Origin of the sequence: Kineococcus aridisoli, assembly GCF_050871885.1 — a bacterium.
Classification (GTDB): Bacteria; Actinomycetota; Actinomycetes; order Actinomycetales; family Kineococcaceae; genus Kineococcus.
Genome location: NZ_JBJLSF010000085.1, coordinates 1 through 21,121 on the forward strand (window position 1 = coordinate 1; position 21,121 = coordinate 21,121).

19 protein-coding genes are annotated in these 21,121 nt (G+C 77.1%); 8 read left to right on the forward strand and 11 right to left on the reverse strand.

Annotated elements, in window-relative coordinates; all coding sequences use genetic code 11:
- Window positions 1-69: 69 nt before the first annotated feature.
- Entirely contained in the window at window positions 70-498 is a 429-nt protein-coding gene (locus tag ACRYM2_RS18630; RefSeq protein WP_432523928.1) for a DUF1810 domain-containing protein, read from the reverse strand.
- An 86-nt stretch (window positions 499-584) separates the two neighbouring features.
- Between ACRYM2_RS18630 and serC the strand changes: the two genes are divergently transcribed.
- Both serC and ACRYM2_RS18640 read left to right on the forward strand, forming a co-directional pair.
- Entirely contained in the window at window positions 585-1,739 is a 1,155-nt protein-coding gene (gene serC, locus ACRYM2_RS18635; protein WP_432523929.1) for a phosphoserine transaminase, read from the forward strand.
- A gap of 110 nt (window positions 1,740-1,849) precedes the next feature.
- On the forward strand, window positions 1,850-2,149 hold the full coding sequence (locus tag ACRYM2_RS18640; RefSeq protein ID WP_166617014.1) for a DUF1540 domain-containing protein: 300 nt from the start codon (window positions 1,850-1,852) through the stop codon (window positions 2,147-2,149).
- Window position 2,150: 1 nt separating this feature from the next.
- On the opposite strand, the gene ACRYM2_RS18645 is transcribed toward ACRYM2_RS18640, so the two are convergent.
- The 3 genes from ACRYM2_RS18645 to ACRYM2_RS18655 are packed head-to-tail and all read right to left on the reverse strand — an operon-like array spanning window position 2,151 to window position 5,135.
- A complete protein-coding gene (locus tag ACRYM2_RS18645) occupies window positions 2,151-3,383 on the reverse strand; it encodes a class I SAM-dependent methyltransferase (RefSeq protein WP_432523930.1) in 1,233 nt (410 codons plus the stop codon).
- A 10-nt stretch (window positions 3,384-3,393) separates the two neighbouring features.
- On the reverse strand, window positions 3,394-4,680 hold the full coding sequence (locus ACRYM2_RS18650; RefSeq protein WP_432523931.1) for an MFS transporter: 1,287 nt from the start codon (window positions 4,678-4,680) through the stop codon (window positions 3,394-3,396).
- Window positions 4,677-5,135: a MarR family winged helix-turn-helix transcriptional regulator gene (locus ACRYM2_RS18655; protein ID WP_432523932.1), complete on the reverse strand. Its 459-nt coding sequence runs from the start codon at window positions 5,133-5,135 to the stop codon at window positions 4,677-4,679. The genes ACRYM2_RS18650 and ACRYM2_RS18655 overlap by 4 nt, the downstream gene beginning before the upstream one ends.
- Before the next feature lie 163 nt (window positions 5,136-5,298).
- Here ACRYM2_RS18655 and ACRYM2_RS18660 point away from each other — a divergent pair, with 163 nt between their 5' ends.
- Entirely contained in the window at window positions 5,299-7,494 is a 2,196-nt protein-coding gene (locus ACRYM2_RS18660) for a putative bifunctional diguanylate cyclase/phosphodiesterase (protein ID WP_432523933.1), read from the forward strand.
- 251 nt (window positions 7,495-7,745) lie between these two features.
- The gene (locus tag ACRYM2_RS18665; protein WP_432523934.1) at window positions 7,746-10,010 is read left to right on the forward strand and encodes a putative bifunctional diguanylate cyclase/phosphodiesterase; all 2,265 of its coding nucleotides are present in this window, start codon (window positions 7,746-7,748) and stop codon (window positions 10,008-10,010) included.
- A 107-nt stretch (window positions 10,011-10,117) separates the two neighbouring features.
- On the opposite strand, the gene ACRYM2_RS18670 is transcribed toward ACRYM2_RS18665, so the two are convergent.
- On the reverse strand, window positions 10,118-10,702 hold the full coding sequence (locus ACRYM2_RS18670; RefSeq protein ID WP_432523935.1) for a GNAT family N-acetyltransferase: 585 nt from the start codon (window positions 10,700-10,702) through the stop codon (window positions 10,118-10,120).
- Window positions 10,703-10,845: 143 nt separating this feature from the next.
- Window positions 10,846-11,595: an SDR family NAD(P)-dependent oxidoreductase gene (locus ACRYM2_RS18675; protein WP_432523936.1), complete on the reverse strand. Its 750-nt coding sequence runs from the start codon at window positions 11,593-11,595 to the stop codon at window positions 10,846-10,848.
- A gap of 80 nt (window positions 11,596-11,675) precedes the next feature.
- On the opposite strand from ACRYM2_RS18675, the gene ACRYM2_RS18680 reads away from it, so the two are divergent.
- On the forward strand, window positions 11,676-11,951 hold the full coding sequence (locus ACRYM2_RS18680) for a DUF2530 domain-containing protein (RefSeq protein ID WP_432523937.1): 276 nt from the start codon (window positions 11,676-11,678) through the stop codon (window positions 11,949-11,951).
- Here ACRYM2_RS18680 and ACRYM2_RS18685 read toward each other — a convergent pair whose 3' ends face one another.
- The 4 genes from ACRYM2_RS18685 to ACRYM2_RS18700 form a co-directional block, all read right to left on the reverse strand.
- Window positions 11,952-14,927, reverse strand: a complete 2,976-nt coding sequence (locus ACRYM2_RS18685) for a sacsin N-terminal ATP-binding-like domain-containing protein (protein WP_432523938.1) — start codon at window positions 14,925-14,927, stop codon at window positions 11,952-11,954.
- Between the two features lie 134 nt (window positions 14,928-15,061).
- The gene (locus ACRYM2_RS18690) at window positions 15,062-15,904 is read right to left on the reverse strand and encodes a DUF3027 domain-containing protein (protein ID WP_432523939.1); all 843 of its coding nucleotides are present in this window, start codon (window positions 15,902-15,904) and stop codon (window positions 15,062-15,064) included.
- Window positions 15,901-16,284, reverse strand: coding sequence for a cold-shock protein (locus ACRYM2_RS18695; RefSeq protein WP_432523940.1), 384 nt, complete (start codon window positions 16,282-16,284; stop codon window positions 15,901-15,903). The genes ACRYM2_RS18690 and ACRYM2_RS18695 overlap by 4 nt, the downstream gene beginning before the upstream one ends.
- Before the next feature lie 115 nt (window positions 16,285-16,399).
- Entirely contained in the window at window positions 16,400-17,119 is a 720-nt protein-coding gene (locus ACRYM2_RS18700) for an HAD family hydrolase (RefSeq protein WP_432523941.1), read from the reverse strand.
- A 145-nt stretch (window positions 17,120-17,264) separates the two neighbouring features.
- Here ACRYM2_RS18700 and ACRYM2_RS18705 point away from each other — a divergent pair, with 145 nt between their 5' ends.
- Both ACRYM2_RS18705 and ACRYM2_RS18710 read left to right on the forward strand, forming a co-directional pair.
- A complete protein-coding gene (locus ACRYM2_RS18705; RefSeq protein ID WP_432523942.1) occupies window positions 17,265-17,888 on the forward strand; it encodes a superoxide dismutase in 624 nt (207 codons plus the stop codon).
- Between the two features lie 140 nt (window positions 17,889-18,028).
- The gene (locus ACRYM2_RS18710; protein WP_432523943.1) at window positions 18,029-18,850 is read left to right on the forward strand and encodes a nitrilase-related carbon-nitrogen hydrolase; all 822 of its coding nucleotides are present in this window, start codon (window positions 18,029-18,031) and stop codon (window positions 18,848-18,850) included.
- On the opposite strand, the gene ACRYM2_RS18715 is transcribed toward ACRYM2_RS18710, so the two are convergent.
- Window positions 18,828-19,712 carry a LysR family transcriptional regulator gene (locus tag ACRYM2_RS18715; RefSeq protein WP_432523944.1) on the reverse strand — a complete coding sequence of 295 codons (885 nt, stop codon included), beginning with the start codon at window positions 19,710-19,712 and terminating at the stop codon, window positions 18,828-18,830. The genes ACRYM2_RS18710 and ACRYM2_RS18715 overlap by 23 nt on opposite strands.
- Window positions 19,713-19,804: 92 nt before the next feature.
- Between ACRYM2_RS18715 and ACRYM2_RS18720 the strand changes: the two genes are divergently transcribed.
- Window positions 19,805-21,013 carry an MFS transporter gene (locus ACRYM2_RS18720; RefSeq protein ID WP_432523945.1) on the forward strand — a complete coding sequence of 403 codons (1,209 nt, stop codon included), beginning with the start codon at window positions 19,805-19,807 and terminating at the stop codon, window positions 21,011-21,013.
- Window positions 21,014-21,121: the final 108 nt, after the last annotated feature.

Consider the following 21,121-nt stretch of genomic DNA (forward strand, 5'->3'; position numbering starts at 1 on the left):
TGGTCCCGCACGGTGTCCCGTGCGGGACCACCGCGGGGAGGCCCGGGGGACCCGGGGACCCGGGAAGGGCTAGGCGCTGAGGCGGTCGGTGGTCGCGGCGTCGCGCTCGCCGCCGAAGAACTTCTCCAGCACCGCCGAGAACGTCGGCTCGTCGGGGTCGGTGGCGGTGAACAGCGTCATCGAGCTGCGCAGCTTGGCCGCGTCGACGGCGCCGAACACCTCCTCCGCGTCCTCGCCCGGCAGGTCCAGCAGCGTGCGCGCGCACTCGCGCAGCCGGTCCCCGAGGACCGGGTGCGCCAGGTAGGCCTGCGCCTCGTCGAGGCCGGAGACCGCGTACCGCACCGAGGTGGGGCTGGAGCCCAGCCCCGCGATCTGCGGGAACACCCACCACATCCAGTGCGAGGTCTTGCGCCCGGCGCGCAGTTCCCGGACGGCGCCCTCGTAGGTGCCGTCCTGGGCGTCGACGAAGCGCTGCAGGTCGTAGCGGTCGCTGCTCACCGCACCAGCCTGCACCGCACCACCCGTGCCCGCACCCGCCCGCTCCCTCCCGCCGCCCCGCGGGGCCCGTGCGGGAGGATCGGGGCGTGAGCGACGACCTGGCCCGCGACCTGCGCATCCCCGCCGACCTGCTGCCCGCCGACGGGCGCTTCGGGTCCGGCCCGTCCAAGGTGCGCCCCGCCCAGGTGGACGCGCTCGTGCGCGCCGGGCGCGACGTGCTGGGCACCTCGCACCGCCAGGAGCCGGTGAAGGCGCTCGTGCGGCGCGTGCGCGAGGGCCTGGCGCAGCTGTTCGCGCTGCCCGCCGGCTACGAGGTCGTGCTCGGCAACGGCGGCAGCACGACCTTCTGGGACGTGGCGGCCTGCTGCCTGGTGCGCGAGCGCTCCCAGCACCTGGTGCTGGGGGAGTTCTCGGCCAAGTTCGCCGCGGCCGCCGCGGCGGCCCCCTTCCTGGCCGAGCCCGTCGTGGTGCGCGGTGAGCCCGGCACGCTGCCGCGGCTGGGGGAGGTCGCCGACGGCGTCGACGTCGTGGCGTGGCCGCACAACGAGACCTCCACCGGTGTCGCCGCCCCGGTGCGGCGACCGCGCGGCCCGCTGCCCGCGGACGGCGGGCCGCTCGTCGTGGTCGACGCCACCAGCGGTGCCGGCGGGCTGCCGGTCGACGTCGCGCAGACCGACGTCTACTACTTCGCGCCGCAGAAGGCGTTCGCCGCCGACGGCGGGCTGTGGCTGGCGCTGCTGTCGCCGGCCGCGCTGGAGCGCGCCCGGGAGGTCGGGGCCACCGGCCGCTGGACGCCGGCGTCGCTGGACCTGCGGATCGCGGTGGAGAACTCCCGCAAGGACCAGACCTACAACACCCCCGCGGTGGCGACGCTGGTGATGCTGGCCGAGCAGGTGGAGTGGCTGCTGGAGCAGGGCGGGTTGCCGTGGGCGGTGCAGCGCTGCGCCGACTCGGCGCAGGTCGTCTACGGGTGGGCGCAGGCGCGGGAGTGGGCCAGCCCGTTCGTGGCCGAGCCGGCGGCCCGCAGCACGGTCGTGGCCACCATCGACCTCGACCCCTCGATCGACGCCGCGCTCGTGCAGGAGGTGCTGCGGCGCAACGGGGTCCTCGACGTCTTCCCGTACCGCAGCCTGGGGCGCAACCAGCTGCGGATCGGGCTCTTCCCGGCCGTCGAACCCGACGACGTGCGGGCCCTGACCGCGTGCGTCGACCACGTCGTGGCGGCGCTCAGGAAAGCCTGACCTTCTTCCCGGAAAAGGGGGAAGGAATGCCTCACCTGGCTTTTCCGGGGCGGTTCAGGAAAGGCGTTCCTTCGTAGCGGGATCCGCATTCCCCGGTTACCGTCGAAGGCATGGCGACCGTGAACCTGGACCTGACCCCCATCCACCAGTGCTCCGTCAGCGGGTGCACCTTCAACGAGGACGTCTCGTGCCACGCCCCGACGATCACCGTCGGCGACCACGGCGCGAACCACTGCGGCACCTTCCTGGGCCTGCCCACCAAGCACCGCACGTCCCCCTCCGGGCACGTCGGCGCCTGCCAGCTGGCCGACTGCCGCCACAACTCGGACCTGACCTGCACCGCCGAGACGATCGACGTCGGCACCGAGGCCGGTGGCGAGACCCGCTGCCTGACCTACTCGGCGGCCTGACCTACTCGGCGGCCTGACCTGCTCGGCGGCCCGAGCGCGCCGCGTCCAGTTCCGGTGCGAGCATCCGCGCCAGGGCCGGTTCCACGCCCCAGGTGCTGGTGAGGTCGTCGTACTCGCCGAGCAGCTCGGCCAGCCGTGCGGGGGAGGGGGCGGACGCGGTCCGCACCCCGCGCAGCATCGCGTTGCGCGGGGTGTGCCGGGAGTCGATGAACTCCACGACCTCGACCCGGTAGCCCAGCACCTGCAGCACGAGCGCGCGCAGGGCGTCGGTGAGGACGTCGGCGAAGCGCTCGCGCAGGATCGCGTGGCGCACCAGCGGGTTGCGCTCCCCGGCCGCGACGAGCTGGCGCTGGACGTCGCGGTGGCAGCACGGCGCCGCCAGCACCACCTCCGACCCCCAGCGCACGGCCCGCGCCAGCGCCTCGTCGGTCGCGGTGTCGCAGGCGTGCAGCGCCATGACCACGTGCGGGGCGCGCCCCTCGAACGGCTCGGCGCCGGCGATGGTGCCGACCGCGAACCCCAGCCCCGGCAGGCCGGCCTCCTGCGCGGCCGCCCGCGTGGTGGCGACGACGTCGTCGCGCACGTCCACGCCCACGGTGGCCAGCTCCTTGCCCGCCTCGAGCGCCTGCTGCTGCAGCCAGCGGTGGGCGGCGAAGGTGAGGTAGGCGTTGCCGCAGCCGAGGTCGACCGCCCGCAGCTGCGGCCCGCCCTGCTGCAGGACCGCGGGGGCCAGCGTGGCCAGCTGGCGCACGAACGCCTCCACCTGCCGCCGCTTGTCGCCGCCGGCGCCCAGGACCCGGAACAGCGGGTCGTCGGGGTCCACCAGGCGCTGCCTGGCCCTGTCGTGCACCTGCGGGCCCGCCGCCGCGCCGGCGGTCTGCCCGCCCCGGGCGCTGCGGTGCACCTGGGCCTCGCCCTTCTTGGTCACCCGCAGCTGCAGCACCTCGCCGGCCGTCTCGACGTGCAGGTTGCCGTAGGGGGCGGCCAGCAGCTCGTCCACGGCGGCGGCCGCCTCGGCGGCGGGGACGTTGCGGATGCGCACGACCGGCCCGGTGCGGGCGGTGAACTGCAGGTGCGCGCCCGACTTCAGCCGCACCGGGCGCACCTCCACGCGCTCGTGCTCGGGGGCCTCGAGCCCGCGGCGACGGCCCGCGGCGACGGCCCGCACCAGGTGCCCGGTGTCCAGCAGCAGGGTGCGGACGTCGGTGAGCGCGGTGGTCAGGTCGGTGGGCACGGCACCATTCTCACGCCGCCGCGGCCTCCTCCTCGCCGCCGCGGCCGCTCACCGGCACCAGGCGCAGGTGCGGTGCGCTGCGCCGCCAGGCCACCCGCACCCGCGCCCGGCGCAGCAGGAAGGCGCCGACGCCGACGGCGACGAGCGTGGAGGGGATCGAGCCGACGAGGATCGACCACTCGGGCCCGCAGCGGGAGCCCACCCAGCCCACGAACGGCCCGCCGACGACCGTGCCGCCCTGCACCAGCGACATGTAGATCGCCATGACGCGTCCGCGCAGGCGCGGCTCGGTGCTCATCTGCACGGTCGCGTTGGCGGTCGTCAGCAGCGTCAGCGAGGCCAGGCCGAGCAGGGGCAGGACGAGCAGGTACAGCGGGTAGGTGGGCATGAGCGCGGCGAGCGTGGCCGTGAGGCCGAAGGCGACGCCGGCGCCGACGAGCAGCCGGTGGCGGGGGCGCTCGCGGCGGGCTGCCACGAGGGCGCCGGTGAGCGAGCCGACCGCCAGCACCGTGCCGGCGAAGCCGTAGGCGGCGGAGCCGGCCTCGTAGCGCACGCTCGTCATGAGCGCGGACGTCAGCTGGAAGTTCAGCCCGAAGGTCCCCACGACGCCGACGAGCACGAAGACCGCCAGCAGGTCGGGGCGGGTGCGCACGTAGCGCAGCCCCTCGCGCATGCCGCCGCCGGCGAGGCGCTCCGTGCGCGGCACCGGGTGCGCCGGGCGCATGAGGTGCAGCATCGCCAGCGGCGCCAGGAACGTCAGCGCGTTGACGAGGAAGACCGGGCCGGTGCCGATCCAGGCGATGAGCAGACCGGCCAGCGCCGGGCCGACCAGCCGCGCGGAGTTGAACGAGGCGGAGTTCAGGCCGATGGCGTTGGGCAGGTCCTCCGGCGGCACGAGCTGGCTGACGAAGGTCTGGCGCACCGGGCCGTCGATGGCGGAGACGCAGCCGAGCAGCGTGGCCAGGACGTAGACGTGCCACAGGCGCGCGTGCCCGCTGAGGACGAGGGCGGCCATCGCCAGCCCGACCACGAGCAGCCCGGCCTGGGTGGCCATGAGCGTGCGGCGCTGCGGGAAGCGGTCGGCGATGGTGCCGGCCAGCGGGGCGAGCAGCAGGATCGGGCCGAACTGCAGCCCCGTGGTGATGCCGCCCGCGGTGCCGGAGCCGTTCGTGAGGACCTGGATGACCAGCCAGTCCTGGGCCACGCGCTGCATCCACGTGCCGGTGTTGCTGATGAGGGCGCCGGCCGCCCACAACCGGTAGTCGCGGTGGCGCAGGGAGCGGAAGGTCGCGCTCACTCGTCGACCACCCGGTCCAGGATGCGGGCGGCCTCGGCGAGGGTGGCGCGCTCGTCGTCGCCGAGGACGGCCAGCCGCCGGCCGAGCCAGGCGGCGCGGCGGGCGCGGGTGTCCTCCACGACGCGGTGGCCGGCCTCGGTGACCGAGCACAGCACCTGGCGCCCGTCGCGCGGGTGCTCGGTGCGCTGGACGAGCCCGGCGTCGACGAGGCCGGTGAGGGTGCGGGTCATCGACGGGGGGCGCACGTGCTCGGCCTCGGCCAGCTCGCGGGGGGTGCGCGGGCCGTCGCGGTGCAGCAGGGCGAGGACGGAGAACTGGGCGTCGGACAGCTCGTCGACGGACTTCATGGCGCGCAGGCGGCGGGCGGTGCGCAGCAGCGCGATGCGCAGGTCGACGGCGAGCTGGTCCAGCGCTGGGGCGCCCGCGGCGGCGGGCCCGGGGCTGGAGGAGGGCACCCGTCCAGCGTAGTCGTTAGGCCCGCTAATTACCACTGGCAACGAAGTGAGGGTGCGCCACCGGCCGGGTTCCCTCGTGGCTGTACGGGGCGTTAGAGTCAGTCACGTTGTGTAGCGGACCGGACGGGCGGTCCGCCCGTGTCGCGGAAGGGTGGGCGAACGCGTGGGTGGACTTCCAGCGACCTCGACGACCGGCCTCGTCGACAGCCCCGCCGACGGGAGCGCCGTCGGGCGCCTCGACCGCCGCGTCGACGGCGGCCTCGCCCTGACCACGGAGGTCAACGTCGGTGCGGCCCTGCTGCGCGCCCAGCGCCGCTTCGGGGAGTGCCGCGACCTCACCGCGCTGGCCGAGGAGCTGGTGACCGAGGTCCACCGCTGCGGGCACCAGCGCGTGCTGCTGCTGGAGACCGTCGCCCGCTCCCGCCACCGCGAGCTGGAGGTCCTCGCCGCCCGCGGCGACCTGCTGCTCGTCGCCGGCCGCCGCTTCACCGGCACCGACCTCACGCGCATGTCGCCCTCGGCCGTCGTCGAGCTCGTGCCCGGCCACCCGCGCGCACCCCGGCTGGCCGTCTGGGGCGTCGCCGACGCGAGCACGCCCGCCCTGGAGGTCCTCGCCGCCGCGGGCGGCGCCGCCTGGCGCGCCCTCGTCGCCACCGACGACGCCCGCCGCGCCGGCACCGAGCTGTCCGGCGCGCAGCTGCTGCTCTCCGGCGCGCTGCGGCTGGCCGGCCTCGGCTCCTGGTCCTGGAACCCCGCCACCGGCGTGGTCGCCCTCGACGACCGGCTGCGCGAGATGCTCGGCCTGGACGCCGAGGAGCCCGACCCCGACCTGGACGCCTGGCGGGCGCGCATCCACCCCGACGACCGCGGCCCCTTCACCGGGGTCGAGGACCCCGCCGCCCACGCCGGGACCTCCGCGCCCTACCCGTTCCGGGTGCGCACCGCCGACGAGCGCGAGCGCACCTTCCTGGGCATGAGCGTCCCGCTGGCCACCACCAGCACCAGCGTCGTGCAGGGCCTGGTCCTGGACGTCTCGGCCGGGGAGAAGTCCACCGGCGAGCTGGTCCGGCTGGCCCAGTGCGACTCCCTCACCGGCCTGGCCAACCGCTCCGTGCTCGACACCCGCCTCGCCGAGGCGCTGGAGCGGGCGACGCCCACCGACGCCGTCGCGCTCGTCCTGCTCGACCTCGACCGCTTCAAGCTCGTCAACGACACCCTCGGCCACCAGATCGGCGACGCGCTGCTGCGCCAGGTCGCCGTGCGCCTGGAGGACGCCGCCCCGCCCGGGGCCACCCTGGCCCGCCTGGGCGGTGACGAGTTCGTCGTCATGGTCCCCGGGGTCAGCCGCACCGACGCCGCCGCCCTCATCGCCCGCGACATCATCCGCCGCGTGCGCTCGCCCATGCTGCTGCCCGGCCTGCCCGAGCCCTTCGTGTGCACCTCCAGCGCGGGCATCGCCGTCGGGCACAGCGGCACCGGCGACGAGCTCTTCCGCAGCGCCGACATGGCCCTGTACCGCGCCAAGGACGGCGGCCGCGACCGCGTGGCCGTCTACGACTCCGCGATGCGCGACGAGGCGCAGGCCCGCCGCGACGCCGAGCACCGCGTGCGCCGCGCGCTGCGCACCGACGGGCTGCGCGTGGTCTGGCAGCCCATCGTCGACCTGCGCCGCGGCGAGCTCGTGGCCGCCGAGGCGCTCGTGCGCCTGGAGGACCCCGTCGAGGGGCTGCTGGAGCCGAAGTCCTTCGTCGACACCGCCGAGGACACCGGCCTCATCGTGGACGTCGACACCTGGGTGCTGGGGGAGGTGCTGCGCCAGCTGCGCGAGTGGCGCCGCGCCGGCCAGGGCCTGCAGGTCTCCTTCAACGTCTCCGGCAAGACGCTGGAGCACCCCGCCTTCGCCCACCGCCTGGCCCACAGCGTCGAGTCCACCGGTGCCGCCGGCTCCTCGCTGCTGGCCGAGGTCACCGAGCGGACCCTCATCGACCTCTCCACCTCCACGCGCGCCAGCCTCGGCGAGCTGCGCAGCATCGGTGCCCGCGTCGGGCTGGACGACTTCGGCACCGGGTACTCCTCGCTGTCCTACCTCGACCGCTTCCCCCTGAGCTTCCTGAAGATCGACATGAGCTTCGTGCGGCCCCTGGGGACCTCCGAGCGCGCGGCGGCCGTCGTCGAGGCGCTCATCGGGCTCGCCCACGCGCACGGCATGGTCGTCACCGCCGAGGGCGTGGAGACCGAGCAGCAGGCCGCGATGCTGCGCGAGATGGGCTGCGACCGCGCGCAGGGCTGGCTCTTCGGCCGGCCCGTCACCGCCGGCGACCTGCCCCTGCCCCTGCCGCTGCCCCCGGCGGGGCCCTAGCCCACCCGCCCGGACCTGCTCCCCGGCCCCGCTCCCGCACGCCTGCCCCCCGGAGCCGTCCCCCGCGGCCGCCGGGGGAGCCCCGCCCCGGCGGCGCTGACCCGTTCGGGGCAGCGGGGATCAAGATCCGGCCCCCGGCGATCGATGCATGTGCGGAAGGATCCGTCGGTGTCGTGCCGGCGCCCGCCGGCGCCCTCGGTGCACCGGCGGGAGCCGCAGTGGGGGGAGTCAGCCGGATGGCGGGGGAAGCCGTGAGCAGTCCTGGCGTCGCCGGGCCCCGCGGCGCCGTGCTCGGCGCCGCCGGGGCCGTGGTCGTGTGCGCCCTCGTCGCCACCTTCGTCCTGACCTCCTCGACCGGTGCCGGCACGTTCGTGCTCGCCGCGATCGGCGTGACCTCGGTGGCCGGGATGGTGTGGGGGTGCCTCGTGCACCGCCCGCGCCCGCTGCTGGCGTGGTGGCTGCTCGTCGTGGCGGGCGTGGGCTTCCTGGCCGGCTCGGCCGTGCGGCCGTGGAGCCTGGAGCGCAGCGGGGCGGCGCACTACCTCGTCGACGTCCTCTCCCTCAGCGGGTACCTGGCGCTGCTGCTCGCCCTGGTGAAGCTGGCCCGCGCCCACGGCGGCCTGCGTCGGGAGGTGCTGTGCGACGTCCTCATCGCCGGTGCCGCCGGGGCCCTGGCGGCCGTCCAGCACCTCGTCGTCCCGCTGACGCTGCTGCCCGGCCGGTCGGTGGCCACCTCGGTGCTCGCCGCGGTCTACCCCCTCGTCGACGTCCTGCTCGTGTGCCTGGTCATCGACCTGCTCTTCGCCGCCCCGCGCCGGCGCAGCTACCAGCTGATGCTCGCCGCCGTCATCGCCCTGCTGGCCGGGGACGTCTGGTACGCGGCCTTCGGCGTGCGCGGGGAGCTGCTGCCCCCGCTGGTCGTCAGCACGCCGTTCGTCGTCGCCTACCTGCTCATCACGGCGGCCGCGCTGCACCCCTCCCAGCGCCAGGACGCGCCCGCCGGCGCGAAGGTCGCCGACGCCTGGTCCTGGCGGCGCCTGGTGCTGCTGAGCGTGTCGCTGGCCGCGCTGGTGCTGCTGCTGGCGGTCCGCCCGGCCGGCGGGTCGCCGCTGACCCGGTGGGCCGGCGTGGCGACAGTGGCGGTCGTCCTCGCGCTGCTGCTGCTGCGCGCGGTCTCGGCGGTCAACGGGCAGGCGCGCGCCCGCGCGCTGCTGGCCCACCGGGCCAGCCACGACCCGCTCACCGACCTGCCCAACCGCGACGGCCTGCGCCAGCAGCTGGCCGAGCTGACGGCGCAGCCGTCCGCCGCGCAGGGCCGGCACTGGCTGTTCTACGTCGACCTCGACGGCTTCAAGCGCGTCAACGACACCCGTGGTCACCACGCCGGCGACGAGCTGCTGCAGGTCACCGGGGCGCGGCTGCGCGAGATCGCCGGCAGCGGCGGCACCGTGGCGCGCCTGGCCGGTGACGAGTTCGTCGTGCTGGCCGGTGGCGACGAGGGGCGGATGCGGGAGATCGCCGACCGGCTCGTGCGCGAGCTGGCCAGGCCCGTGCGCGTGGCCGGCGCCGACGCCGTCGTGACCGCCTCCGTCGGCGTCTCCGCGGTCCGCTCCAGCGCGCAGACCGCCATGCGCGAGGCCGACACCGCCATGTACCAGGCCAAGAAGGACGGGCGCGGGCAGTGGCTGCTCTTCGACGCCACCATGCGCTCGGACCAGGGCGCCGCCGTCGAGCTGGAGCTGCACCTGCGCCACGCCGTCGACGAGGACGCCCTGACCTGCGCCTACCAGCTGATCGTCGACATCGGCACCGGCCGCCCGGTGGGCGCGGAGGCGCTGCTGCGCTGGGAGCGGCCGCTGTCCGGTCCCGTCTCGCCGGTGGAGTTCGTCCCGCTGCTGGAGGAGACCGGGCTCATCAACCGGGTCGGGCTCTCCACGCTGCGACGGGCCCTGCTGCAGCTGGCCCGCTGGCGCGAGCAGGGCCTGGTGGACCACGACTTCCGCATGTCGGTCAACGTCGCACCCCGCCAGCTGCTCGACCCGGCGTTCGCCGACCTCGTCCGCACCGCGCTGGCCGAGGCGGGGGTGGAGGGCGGCAGCCTGATCCTGGAGATCACCGAGTCCTCCGTGCTGGCCGACTCCGAGGTCGTCATGGACACGCTGCAGGCCCTGCGCCGGATGGGGATCGGCCTGGCCGTCGACGACTTCGGCACCGGGTACTCCGCGCTGTCCTACCTGCGCACCCTCCCGGTGACGCGGGTGAAGATCGACCGCAGCTTCGTGGCCAACCTGGGCGAGGACAGCAGCAGCGACGAGGCCCTCGTGCGCGCCGTGGTCGCGGTCAGCGCCGCCCTCGGCCTCGGCGTGACGGCCGAGGGCATCGAGACCGACGCGCAGCGCGAGATCCTGCGCCGGCTGGCCGTCCGCCACGGCCAGGGCTGGCTGTGGGCGCGCGCCGCCGACCCCGAGACCGTCGGCGCGGTCCTCGCCTCCTGGAGCCGGCGCGCCGTCCGCTGACCCGGACCCCGGACCCCGGACCCGGACCCGGAACCAGGACCGGCCCGGTCCCGGCGACCCGCGAGGGTGCCGGGACCGGGCCGGTCCTGGTGGTGGGGTGCTGGGCGTCAGCGCCAGGAGGAGGCGAGCGCCGGCTCGGGGAACTCGTAGGCCCAGTAGGTCTGCTCGTCCAGCCGGTGCACCTTCGTGCCGTCGCTGACGGTGTCGACGAGGCGGGTGATCAGCCGCGGCAGGGCCAGGTCCTGCTCGTTGTGCCGGCAGATGTCGATGCTGGCCACGCCGCCGGTGCGCTCCACGACCGCGCACATCTGCGAGACCATCCGGGCGAACACGCCGCTGCTGCGGTAGTCGGGGTGGACGCCGACGCAGCCGATGTACCAGATCTTCCCGGCGGCGTGCAGCTGCGGCCAGCGGTGCGCGAAGTACTCCTCGCTGACCAGGGGCATGGCCGAGAGGTGGTTGGTGAAGGTGCCGAAGGCGCACACCCGGCCGTCGTCGTCCAGGCCCAGGTACTTCATGACGCGCCGGTCCGCGCACACGTCGTCGAACTCGGCGCGGGTCATGAGGTGGCGCTGCACCGCCAGCACCCGCAGCCGGTCGAACGCGACCTGGTAGGTCGCCCAGGCGCCCTCCAGCAGGTCGCCCTCCAGCGTCGTCCTCGTCACCAGGTCCACCTGCGTCCGCGTCGCCACGGCTCCTCCTCGCGCTCCCGGCCGAGACCCCCCCGACCACTCAGAGCTCACAGTAATCACTCTGAGTAGCCTCGTAGGGGTGCATCCGGAGAGTTCACGCGATCGGCACCCCCGTGACCCCCCGGGTGGGTGACCGCCGGGGCTCAGCGGCGGTGCACGTGCGCGGCGTCGGCCTGCGCGACCGGCCGCACGACGACCTTGTCGACGTCCACGTGCGGCGGGCGGGTCACCGCGAACGCGATGACGTCCGCGACGTCCTCGGCGCTCAGCGGGGTCAGCCCCTCGTACACCTTCTCCGCGGCCGCCCGGTCGCCCAGGCGCACGAGGGAGAACTCCGTCTCGACCATCCCCGGCGCGATCTCGGTGACCCGCACCGGCTCGCCGAGCAGCTCCTGGCGCAGCGTGCGGCACAGCGCGTTCACCCCGTGCTTGACGGCCGTGTACCCGCCGCCGCCGGGGTAGACCTCGAAACCCGCGATCGAGCCCAGGACGACCACGTGGCCGTTCCCGCCGCGGCGCATCCCCGCCAGCAGCGCCTGGTGCACCCGCAGCACCCCCACGACGTTGACGTCGTACATCGCCTTCCAGCCCTCGGGGTCGCCGTCCTCGACGCGGTCGCTGCCGAACGCCCCGCCGGCGGAGTGCACGACGACGTCGACGTCGCCCGCGGCGGCGGCCATCGCCGCCACCGAGGCCGCGTCCGTGACGTCGAGGGCCAGGGCCCGCCCGCCCACCTCGGCCGCCAGCGCCTCGCAGCGCTCGACGCGGCGGGCGGCGGCGATCGTGGCGAACCCGGCGGCGGCCAGCGCCCGCACGGTCGCCGCGCCGATGCCGCTGCTGGCGCCGGTGACCAGCGCGGTGCGGACGGGAGCCTGGGCGGGGGTCTCGGCCATGCGCCCATCCCAGCAGACCCCGGCGGGTCCGCGGCGGCCGGGGCGGGCGGCGGGGGGCCCGGCGGGGGGAGACTGGACGCGTGCCGCTGTTCCTGCCCCCCTCCAAGGCCAAGCCGCCGCCACCCCCGCTGGTGACCGACGACCGCCGCCCCGTGCTCGTCGGCCTGGCGGTGTGGGCGGTGCTGCTCGTCGTCGCCCTCGTCGTCCCGGAGGTGCGCAGCACCGGCCAGGGCCGCTGGCTGGGCTCCTGCATCGCCGGCCTCGCCCTCGGGCTGGTCGGCCTGGCCCACGTGCACCGGCGCGAGCGGCGGGCGCGCCGGGGCCCCCGCGAGCCCCGCGAGCCCTCCCCGCGCTGATCAGCCGGGCAGCTCCTCGGCCAGCAGCTCCGCCGCCGCGCCGCCGCCGTCGTCGTCCAGCAGCGCGGCCAGGACCGCCCGCAGCGGCCAGGCGCCGGCCGCCTGGGCCAGTCCCCGGGCCGCGCCCCGCGCACCGGTCGCCACGACGGCCGCACCCGCCCCCGCGCCGGTGACCCAGAAGCCGACGTCCTCGCCGTCGCAGCGCAGCCGCTCCACCTGCCGCCAGCTCGCCGGGGCGCCGGGCAGCAGCGCCGCGACGGCCGGCGGGACCTCGCGCAGCGCGCCCGCCGGGTGCTGCAGCCGCCCGTCGGCCCGCTCGGAGGCCAGGTCGGCGTCCAGCAGCTGCGCGACGGCCGCGGCCGCGGCCGCGGGCACCAGCACCCGCGGGCCCAGGTCGCGCCGCTGCGCCCAGGCGGGGGAGTCCACGACGACCACCTCGGCCGGGTCCGCGGCCACCACGCGCCCGGCCGCGTCCAGGGCCGCGACCACCGCCGGGGGTTCGGCCGACACCACGCGGGCGGCGTCGCGCCCGAGCGCGGTCCAGATCCGCAGCAGGTCCAGCGCCGGCACGTCCGCGGCCGCGCGCGCCGCCGCGGCCAGCAGCGGCGGCAGGTCGTCGGGCCCGGCCGCGCCGAGGTCGTCGAGGACGCCGAGCGCGGCGCGCACCCCGGCGGGCAGCTCCAGCACCCACGGCGGAGCGGCCGGCAACCACGCCGGGGCCCCGCCGGGCGGGCGGCTGACGGCGGGCAGCGGCCCGTGGCGGCGCAGCCACCACGCGCTCAGCGGGGTGCGCCGGTGCGCTCCGGCGCTCCAGGGCCGGGTCAGCGCGGCCACCCCGCCCGGCGTGGCCGCCAGCGCGGCGAGCACCTGCGGCCAGGCGCCGGTGACGAGGTCGAGGTCGCGCACGGCGACCGCCTCGGCGACGACCGTCTCGGCGGCCTCGTCGAGCACGTCGCCCCAGACCTGCTCGGCGTACTCGTCGGCGTCGGCCAGCCCCAGCTCGAGCGCGGCCGCCGGGTCGGCCAGGTCCAGCTCGCCCAGCCGCACCACGGCCGGGGCGGCCAGGACGCCCACCGCGCGCAGCACCCCCGGCCCCCACGCGGCGAGCAGGTCGGGGGAGACGGGCCCCACCTCCCCGGGGTCCGTGCAGCGCTCGGCCAGGGAGCCGGGCAGCACCAGCGCACCCGCGGGGCACAGCTCGTCGTCGGCGTCGGGCAGCGCCAGGTCGGCCAGCCACGGCAGGTCCTGGGCGACGCGGACCACCAGCTCCTCGTCGGCGTCCCCGTCGGCGTCCCCGTCGGCGTCCCCGTCGGCGTCCCCGTCGGCGTCCGGCCCGGGCGCCACGACCGCCGCGACCAGGCCCAGCACGGCGTCCGCCACCGCGTCGGGGTCCTCGGCGTCGGGGGAGGCGGCCACCGCGGCGCGCACCGCGGGGTCGGTCAGGACGGCCCAGGCCCCGCCCTCGCGCGCCCCCAGGCGCACCAGCAGCTGCTGCGCCGGCCCCTCCGCCAGGTGCGGGTGCACCACCCGCAGCCCGTGCGGGGCCAGGACCGCCGCGGCCGCGGCGTCCAGGACGTCCCCGGGCAGCAGGACGGTGCCGCGGGCGCCGTGCACGACGCGCCCGTCCAGCAGCGGCACCGGCAGCCCCGCCATGGCCTCGCGGGCCAGCGGGTCGGCCGCCAGCGGCGCCAGCGCCGCGAACAGCCGGGCCGCGGCCGCCGGCTCCTGCACGGGCAGCACGTCGAGGACGTCGGCCAGCGACAGGCGCTGCACGCCGAGGTCGGTGAGCAGCCGGTCCAGGGCGCGCGGGGCCGCGACCAGGCCCCCCAGGGCCGGGGCCAGCGCGGCCAGCAGCCGCGGGTCGTCGGCGCCCGCGCCGGTGAGCGCGACCGCCGAGGACGGGCGCACCCGCAGCACCGCGCCGTCGGGGTCGGCCTCGACGGCCGGCAGCAGCGGCGCCTCGCGCGCGCGCTCCAGGACCCGGCGGCGCAGCTCGGCGTCGACGCGGCCGGCGGCCGCGCCGTGCGGCAGCAGCGCGACGGCGTCCCCGCCGTCGGCGGCGACCTCCACGAGCAGGTCGCAGTACGCCTGCGCGGCGTGCTCCAGCAGCGCCCCGCCCGCCGGTCCCGGCGCCAGCCGCCGCCGGTCCGGGCCCAGCGGGAAGGTCGCGACGAGCACCGCCGGCCACGGCAGCTCCTCGTCGGTGGGGGTGGGGGCGCACACCACGCCCGGCGGCGGGTGGCCGCCCGCGCGCGGCAGCGCCCACGCCAGCTGCCAGCCCAGCCGGGAGCGCTCCTCCACGCCGCGGCCGGTCAGCAGTGCCGCCTCGTGGCGGCCGCGGCGGCGCAGCACGTGCCAGCGCTCCTCGACGTCCGCGCACCGGCGCTCGGGGGCGCCGGGCACCTGCACGACGACCTCGCCCAGCGCCGGCAGCGCCAGCAGCAGCACGTCGCCGACCTCGGCCAGCAGCCGCTCGGCGAGCTCGCGGGCGGCGCGGTCGCGCAGCGGCAGCACGACGGCGGTGTCGTAGCCGGGCGGCGGCGGGGCGGCGTCCGGCGCGGGGAAGGGCAGCCGCAGCACCGGGACCGCCCCGCCGCGGCGGTCGGCCTCGGCGCGGGCGGCGGGGGAGCCGCTGGTGCGCAGCAGCGCCGCCGTGCCGGCGCGCGAGAAGCGCACCGCACCGCTCGTGGAGGAGACCACGGGCTCGTCGGTGACGGCCAGCACCGCGGAGAAGCCGACGCCGAAGCGGCCGACGACCCCGTCGGCCGGCTCGCGCTTGGCGCTGGCGCGCAGCGTCGCCAGGCCCTGCACGCCCTCGGCGTCCAGCGGGGCGCCGGTGTTCGCGGCGACGAGCGCGCCGTGGCCGGTGCCGCCGCCCGGGGCGTGCGGGTCGTCGTCGAGCAGGCGCAGCAGCAGCCGCCCCGGCACGCCGGCGCCCGCGGCGGCGTCCGCGGCGTTCTGCGCCAGCTCGACCACCAGCCGGTCGCGGTAGGCGCCGAGGGCGGCGTCCTCCTCGGCGTTGGCGTCCTCGCGCAGCCGGGCGGCGGAGGCGTTCCAGCCGGCGAGGACGCGCTCGCGCAGCGCCCGCGTGCCGAACGGGTCGGCGGAGCTCAGCTGCCCGTCCCCGCGACCGTCCCGTCGGGCGCCTCGCCGGGCGCGTCGTCGGGCAGGTCGGCCAGGCCCACGAGCTCCAGGCCGTCGGCGGCGAGGTCGTCGACCAGGGGCGCGCTGCGCTCCTCCGGCTCGACCTCGACGTCGGTCTCGCTGTGCGCGCCGCAGCCGTGGTCGGCGCTGACGACGCGCCCGTCCTCCGGGGACCACTCGCTCGCGCAGACGCCGAACACCTGCCGCAGCGCCCCCGCGACGGGCAGGAAGAAGCCGCAGGTGGAGCACTGGCCCTTGGCGTGCTCGGCGATCTCGGTGCGCGGGCCGCGGTCGCCCTCGTACCAGCGGGTGGCGGCCGCGTCGCGGCCCAGGGGCGACAGGACCCGCTCGCGGCCCAGGCCCAGCTCGAAGAGCGCCAGCGCGTCGGCCTCCTCCTCGCCGGTGGCCTCGTAGCCCTGCTCCAGCAGCGGGTCGTCGGCCTTGCGCGGCAGCGTGTCGTGCGGGCCGACGTCACCGGGTGCGATGCGCTCGACCCAGGGCAGCCACTCCGGCGGCTGCAGCGCGTCCTCGCCGGGCAGCAGGCAGACCTCGTTGACGGTGACGTTGCGGGCGCGCGAGGCGCGGCTGAGCGTCACCGTCCAGCGCCAGCCCCGGTAGCCGGGCAGCAGGCAGTCGAAGGCGTGGCTGACGAGGCGGTCGCCCTCGGCGGTGGCGCCCAGGTGCTCCCCGACGGTGCCGGGCTCGGCGTCCTCCTCGGCGGCGGAGCGGGCCAGGTCGACGGCCGCCGCGGCGGCCGCGTCCAGCGTCGGCTTGCGGGGGCGCCGCGCGCGGGTCTCGGGCACGCTCACGCCTCGAGGTCGTCGGCGACGGCCCGCAGGACGGTCGCGACCTTGCGGGCGCCGCCCTTCTCGGGGTAGCGGCCGCGGCGCAGCGAGCTGGAGACGCCGTCGAGCAGCTTGATGAGGTCCTCCACGATGACGACCATGTCCTCGGGCTTCTTCCGGGTGGCCCGGGCGACCGAGTGCACCGGGTCCAGCAGGCGCACGGACAGGGCCTGGGTGCCGTTCTTGCCCTGGACCACGCCGAACTCGACCCGGCTGCCCTTGGCCAGCGTCGAGGTGCCGGCGGGCAGCGCGGAGGCGTGCACGAACACCTCGCCGCCGTCCTCGGCGGCGAGGAAGCCGAACCCCTTGTCGGCGTCGAACCACTTGACCTTGCCAGTCGGCACGGGAACCTTCTCCAGTTGCGGGTCCGGGCGCTGCGGCGGGCCGCGCGCACCGGTCGATCGGTGTCTGAGAGCCGTCGGCGGGGCGGGAGCCTCGCGACGGCGGTCTGCCCCCAGGTTAACGGGGAGCGGGGACCGCCTTCTTCCCCGCGCGCAGCTGCTGCGCGTGCAGGGCCAGCCAGCCGGGGAAGTCCTCCAGACCGGCGAGCACCACCTCGGCGCCGGCCGCGCGCAGGGCGTCGGCGTCGTGGGCGCCGGTGCTCACCCCGACGGCGACCGCGCCGGCCACCTGCGCGGCCCGCACGTCCCCGGGGTGGTCGCCCACGTAGGCGCTCGCGCCCAGCTCGCGCAGGCGCACGCCCTTCTGCTCGGCGAACAGGTCGCCGCTGACGTCGGCGCGCTCCACCGCGTCCGCCAGGCCGGCCGCGGCCAGCACGCGGTGCACGTTCGGCGCGTGCTTGGCGCTGACGACGACGCTGCGCCCGCCGTGCGCGGCCGGGGCCGCCAGCGCCGCGGCGGCACCGGGCAGGGCGCGCACCGAGTCCACGCCCAGCGAGGGGTACAGCTGCTTGTAGCGGGCCGCGATCCGCTCCACCTGCCCGGGCGGCGTGCCGGGGGCCAGCCCGGCGACGATCCGCTCCAGCGGCATCCCCGCCCAGGGCCAGACGTCGGCCGCGTCGACGTGGACGCCGACCTCGGCGAGGACGGCGCGCAGCGTGGCGGTGATGCCCTCGCTGGAGTCCACGAGCGTCATGTCGAGGTCGAACCCGACGACGGGCACGGGGCCGTCCAGCGCGGGGCCGTCCACCGCGGGGCGCTCTCCCAGGGGGCTGTCCACGCACCCCACCCTAGGCGCCGCGCGCGGGGACCCCGCCGGGCACCGGTGATCACGCGGTGAGACGCTGGCGCCCGGCCGCTTGCGCAGCCCGAGGGGCTGCGTCAGGGTCACCGTGCGACCGCACGTCGACAGAGGAGAACGACGCATGGCTGAGTACTCGCTTCCCGACCTGCCCTACGACTACGCCGCGCTCGAGCCCCACATCTCCGGGGCGATCATGGAGCTGCACCACGACAAGCACCACGCCACCTACGTGGCCGGTGTCAACACCGCGCTGGAGAAGCTCGCCGAGGCCCGCGAGAAGAACGACCTGGCCACGGTGAACCTGCACGAGAAGAACCTCTCCTTCCACCTCGGCGGCCACGTCAACCACTCGGTGTTCTGGCCGAACATGTCCCCCGACGGCGGCGACAAGCCGACCGGCGAGCTGGCCGCGGCCATCGACGAGCACTTCGGCTCCTTCGACGGCTTCCGCGCCCACTTCAGCGCCACCGCCAACGGCGTGCAGGGCTCCGGCTGGTCGATCCTGGCCTGGGACTCCGTCGGCCAGAAGCTGCTCAACGTCCAGCTGTACGACCAGCAGGGCAACCTCGCCCTCGGCCTGGTCCCGCTGCTCATGCTGGACATGTGGGAGCACGCCTTCTACCTGGACTACAAGAACGTCAAGGCCGACTACGTCAAGGCGTGGTGGAACGTCGTGAACTGGGCCGACGTGCAGCGCCGCTTCGAGGCCGCCCGCACCCAGACCGTCGGGCTCATCGTCCCCTGACACCTGCGCCGGGAGGCCCGGCGACGTCCCGCGGGGGCGTCGCCGGACCGCTCCCGCGGACGGGGTGGTCCCGGCTCCCGGGACCACCCCTTCGTCGTCCCCGCCCACGTCCCCGCCCGCGTCCCGAGCCGGAGGACCCCGTGCGCACCGCCCTCGCGCAGACCAGCAGCGGCACCGACCCCGCCGCCGACCTCGACCTCGTCGCCCGCGAGGTCGAGGCGGCCGCGGCCGCCGGCGCCCGCCTGCTCGTGCTGCCCGAGGCCACCGCCTGCCGCTCCGGCGTGCCGCTGGGGCCGGTCGCCGAACCCGTCGACGGGCCGTGGGCGCGCCGGCTGGAGCAGCTGGCCGACGCGGCCGGGATCACCGTCGTGGCGGGGGCGTTCTCCCCGGGCGCCGGCGGGCGGGTGCGCAACACCCTGCTCGTGCGCGGCGGCGGGGTGAGCGCGCACTACGGCAAGACGCACCTGTACGACGCGTTCGGGTTCGCCGAGTCCGACACCGTCGAGCCCGGTGCCGAGCCCGTGGTCGTCGACGTCGACGGCGTGGGCGTCGGGCTCGCCACCTGCTACGACGTGCGCTTCCCGCAGCTGCTCACCGCGCTCGCCGACCGCGGCGCGCAGGTCGTCGTCGTCGCCGCCAGCGGGGGCGCCGGCCCCGGCAAGGTCGAGCAGTGGCGGCTGCTGGCGCGGGCGCGGGCGCTGGACTGCACCTCCTACGTCCTGGCCTGCGGGCAGGCCGAGGCGGGCGGGACCGGGCAGGCCGAGGCGGGCGGGACCGGGCAGGACGGGGCGGGTCCGAGCGCGCCGACGGGCGTGGGTCACAGCCTCGTCGCGGGCCCGGACGGGACGGTGCTCGACGAGCTGGGCGGTGCGCCGGGCCGCCTGGTGGTGGACCTGGACCTCGGCGCGGTCGCCGCGGTGCGCCGCGCGCTGCCCGTGCTCAGCGGCCGCCGGGCGTTCTGAGGGCCAGCTCCGCGAGGAACGCGCGGGTGGCGGCCGAGGAGCCCGCGCCGCCGTGCACGACGCAGGTGCGCCGCGCCGGGCCGTCGGTGACGGCCAGCGCGTGCACCCCCGCCGCCTCCCGCACCGCCGAGCGCGGCAGCAGCGCGACGCCCGCACCCGCGCGCACCAGGTCCAGCAGCAGCGGCACGGAGTCGGTCTCGACGACGACCTCGCGGGTGAGGCGGGCGGCGGTGAAGGCCTCGTCGGTCTGGCGCCGGCCGCCCGTGCCGGCGGGGAAGTCGACGCAGGCCTCGGCGGCCAGGTCCGCCAGCCGCACCCGCCGCCGCTGCGCCCACGGGTGGGTGGGCCCGACGGCGGCCACGTGCGGCTCGGTCGCCAGCACCTGCGCCTCCACCCCCGGCAGCGGCGTGCCCAGCGCCACCCCCGCGAACCCGACGTCGAGGCCGCCGGCGGCCACCGCCGCCAGCGTCACGTCGCTGCTGAGCACGCTCACCGCGACCTGCACGCCCGGGTGGCGCCGGCGCAGCCCGGCCAGGACCTCGTGCAGCGGGACGTCGGGCAGCGTGGGGATGGTGCCGATGCGCAGCCGCCCCCGCACCGAGCCCGAGGCGGCGACGACGTCGGTGCGCAGCCGGTCCAGCTCGGCGAGCACGGCCCGCGCCCGCGGCAGCAGCGCCCGGCCCGCGTCCGTCAGCCGCACCCGCCGGCTGGTGCGCTCGAACAGCGGAGCGCCCAGCTCCTCCTCCAGGCGGGCGACCTGGTGGCTGAGCGCCGACTGCGCGATGCCCAACTCGCGGGCGGCGCGGGTGAAGTGCAGGCCGTCGGCGACGGCCAGCGCGCAGCGCAGCTGCAGGGGGGTCACCAGGGCAGCCTAGGGACCGATCGCGGTGCGCGATCGTTCCACGCCCTCCGATCGCTTGGACACGTGCGCGCCCGGCGCCTGACGATGGCCCGGTGCTGACCCGCTCCCTCCTGCTCGTCATGGCGGTCGCCACCGGCCTGACCGTCGGCGGCAACTACGTCAACCAGCCGCTGCTGGACGCGATCGCCGCCGACCTCGGCGTGAGCCAGGGCCGCGCGGCCGCGCTCGTGACGCTCTCGCAGGTCTCCTACGGGCTGGGGCTGCTGCTCGTCGTGCCGCTGGGCGACCTGCTGGAGCGGCGCCGGCTGCTCACCGTGCTGGCCGTGCTGGCCGCCGCCGGGCACGCGGTGTGCGCGGTGGCGCCCACGTACGCCGTGCTGGCCGTCGGCACCGCCGTCGCCGGGCTCTTCTCCGTCGCCGCGCAGGTCCTCGTCCCCTTCGCCGCCGAGCTGGCCGAGCCGGGCCGGGAGGGGCGGGCCGTGGGCACCGTCATGAGCGGCCTGCTCGTGGGCGCCCTGCTGGCCCGCAGCGTCTCCGGCGCGCTCGCCGAGGTCGCCGGCTGGCACGCCCCCTACGTCCTGGTCGCCGCCGGCCTGCTCGTGCTCGCGCTGGTGCTGCACCGGCGGCTGCCGCGCAGCGTGCCGCAGGCCGTCGGCGGCTACGGCGCCACGCTCGCCTCCGGCGCCCGCCTGGTGCGCGAGCTGCCGCGGCTGCGCACCCGGGCGCTGCTGGGCGGGCTGGGCTTCGCCGGGGTCTCCGTGCTGTTCGCCACGAGCACCTTCGTGCTGGCCGGGCCGCGCTTCGGCTTCAGCGAGCTGCAGATCGGGCTCGTGGGCCTGGCCGGGGTGGCGGGTGCGCTCGTGGCGCAGCTGGCCGGGCGGATGGCCGACGCCGGCCGCGGGCAGCTGGCCACCGGCCTCGGCGCCGGCGGGCTGGTGGCGACCTGGGGGGTGCTGTACCTGTCGGCCTCGCCGTGGCTGACGTCGGTGGCCGTGTTCGTGCTCGGCTTCCTGCTCGCGGACGCCTTCCTGCAGGCGGTCCACGTCTCCAACCAGAACGTCGTCTACCCGCTGCGCCCGCAGGCGCGCTCGCGGCTGAACTCCGTCTACATGACGACGTACTTCGCGGGCGGCGCGCTCGGCTCGGCGGTGGGCTCGGCCGCGTGGTCGGCGGGCGGCTGGCCGGCCGTCGTGGCCGTCGGCGCGGGCTTCGGCGTCCTCGTCGTCGCGGTGTGGCTGGTCGACCTGCGCCTGGAGCGGCGCACGGGTGCGCTCAGCCCCGTCGCCGCCGGTAGCCGATGACCCCGCCCACGCCGCCGCCCACGACGACGAGCGCGGCCGCGACGCCCAGCAGCACGCCGTCCACCCCGCCCTCCGCGGCGCCGTCCCCCGAGGCGTCCGCGGACGCCT

What these genes read in the sequence shown, in the direction of transcription:
- ACRYM2_RS18640 (WP_166617014.1), top strand. Translation starts at nt 1,850, where the DNA reads ATGGCGACCGTGAACCTGGACCTGACCCCCATCCACCAGTGCTCCGTC.
- ACRYM2_RS18675 (WP_432523936.1), bottom strand. Translation starts at nt 11,595, where the DNA reads ATGGCCGAGACCCCCGCCCAGGCTCCCGTCCGCACCGCGCTGGTCACC.
- ACRYM2_RS18705 (WP_432523942.1), top strand. Translation starts at nt 17,265, where the DNA reads ATGGCTGAGTACTCGCTTCCCGACCTGCCCTACGACTACGCCGCGCTC.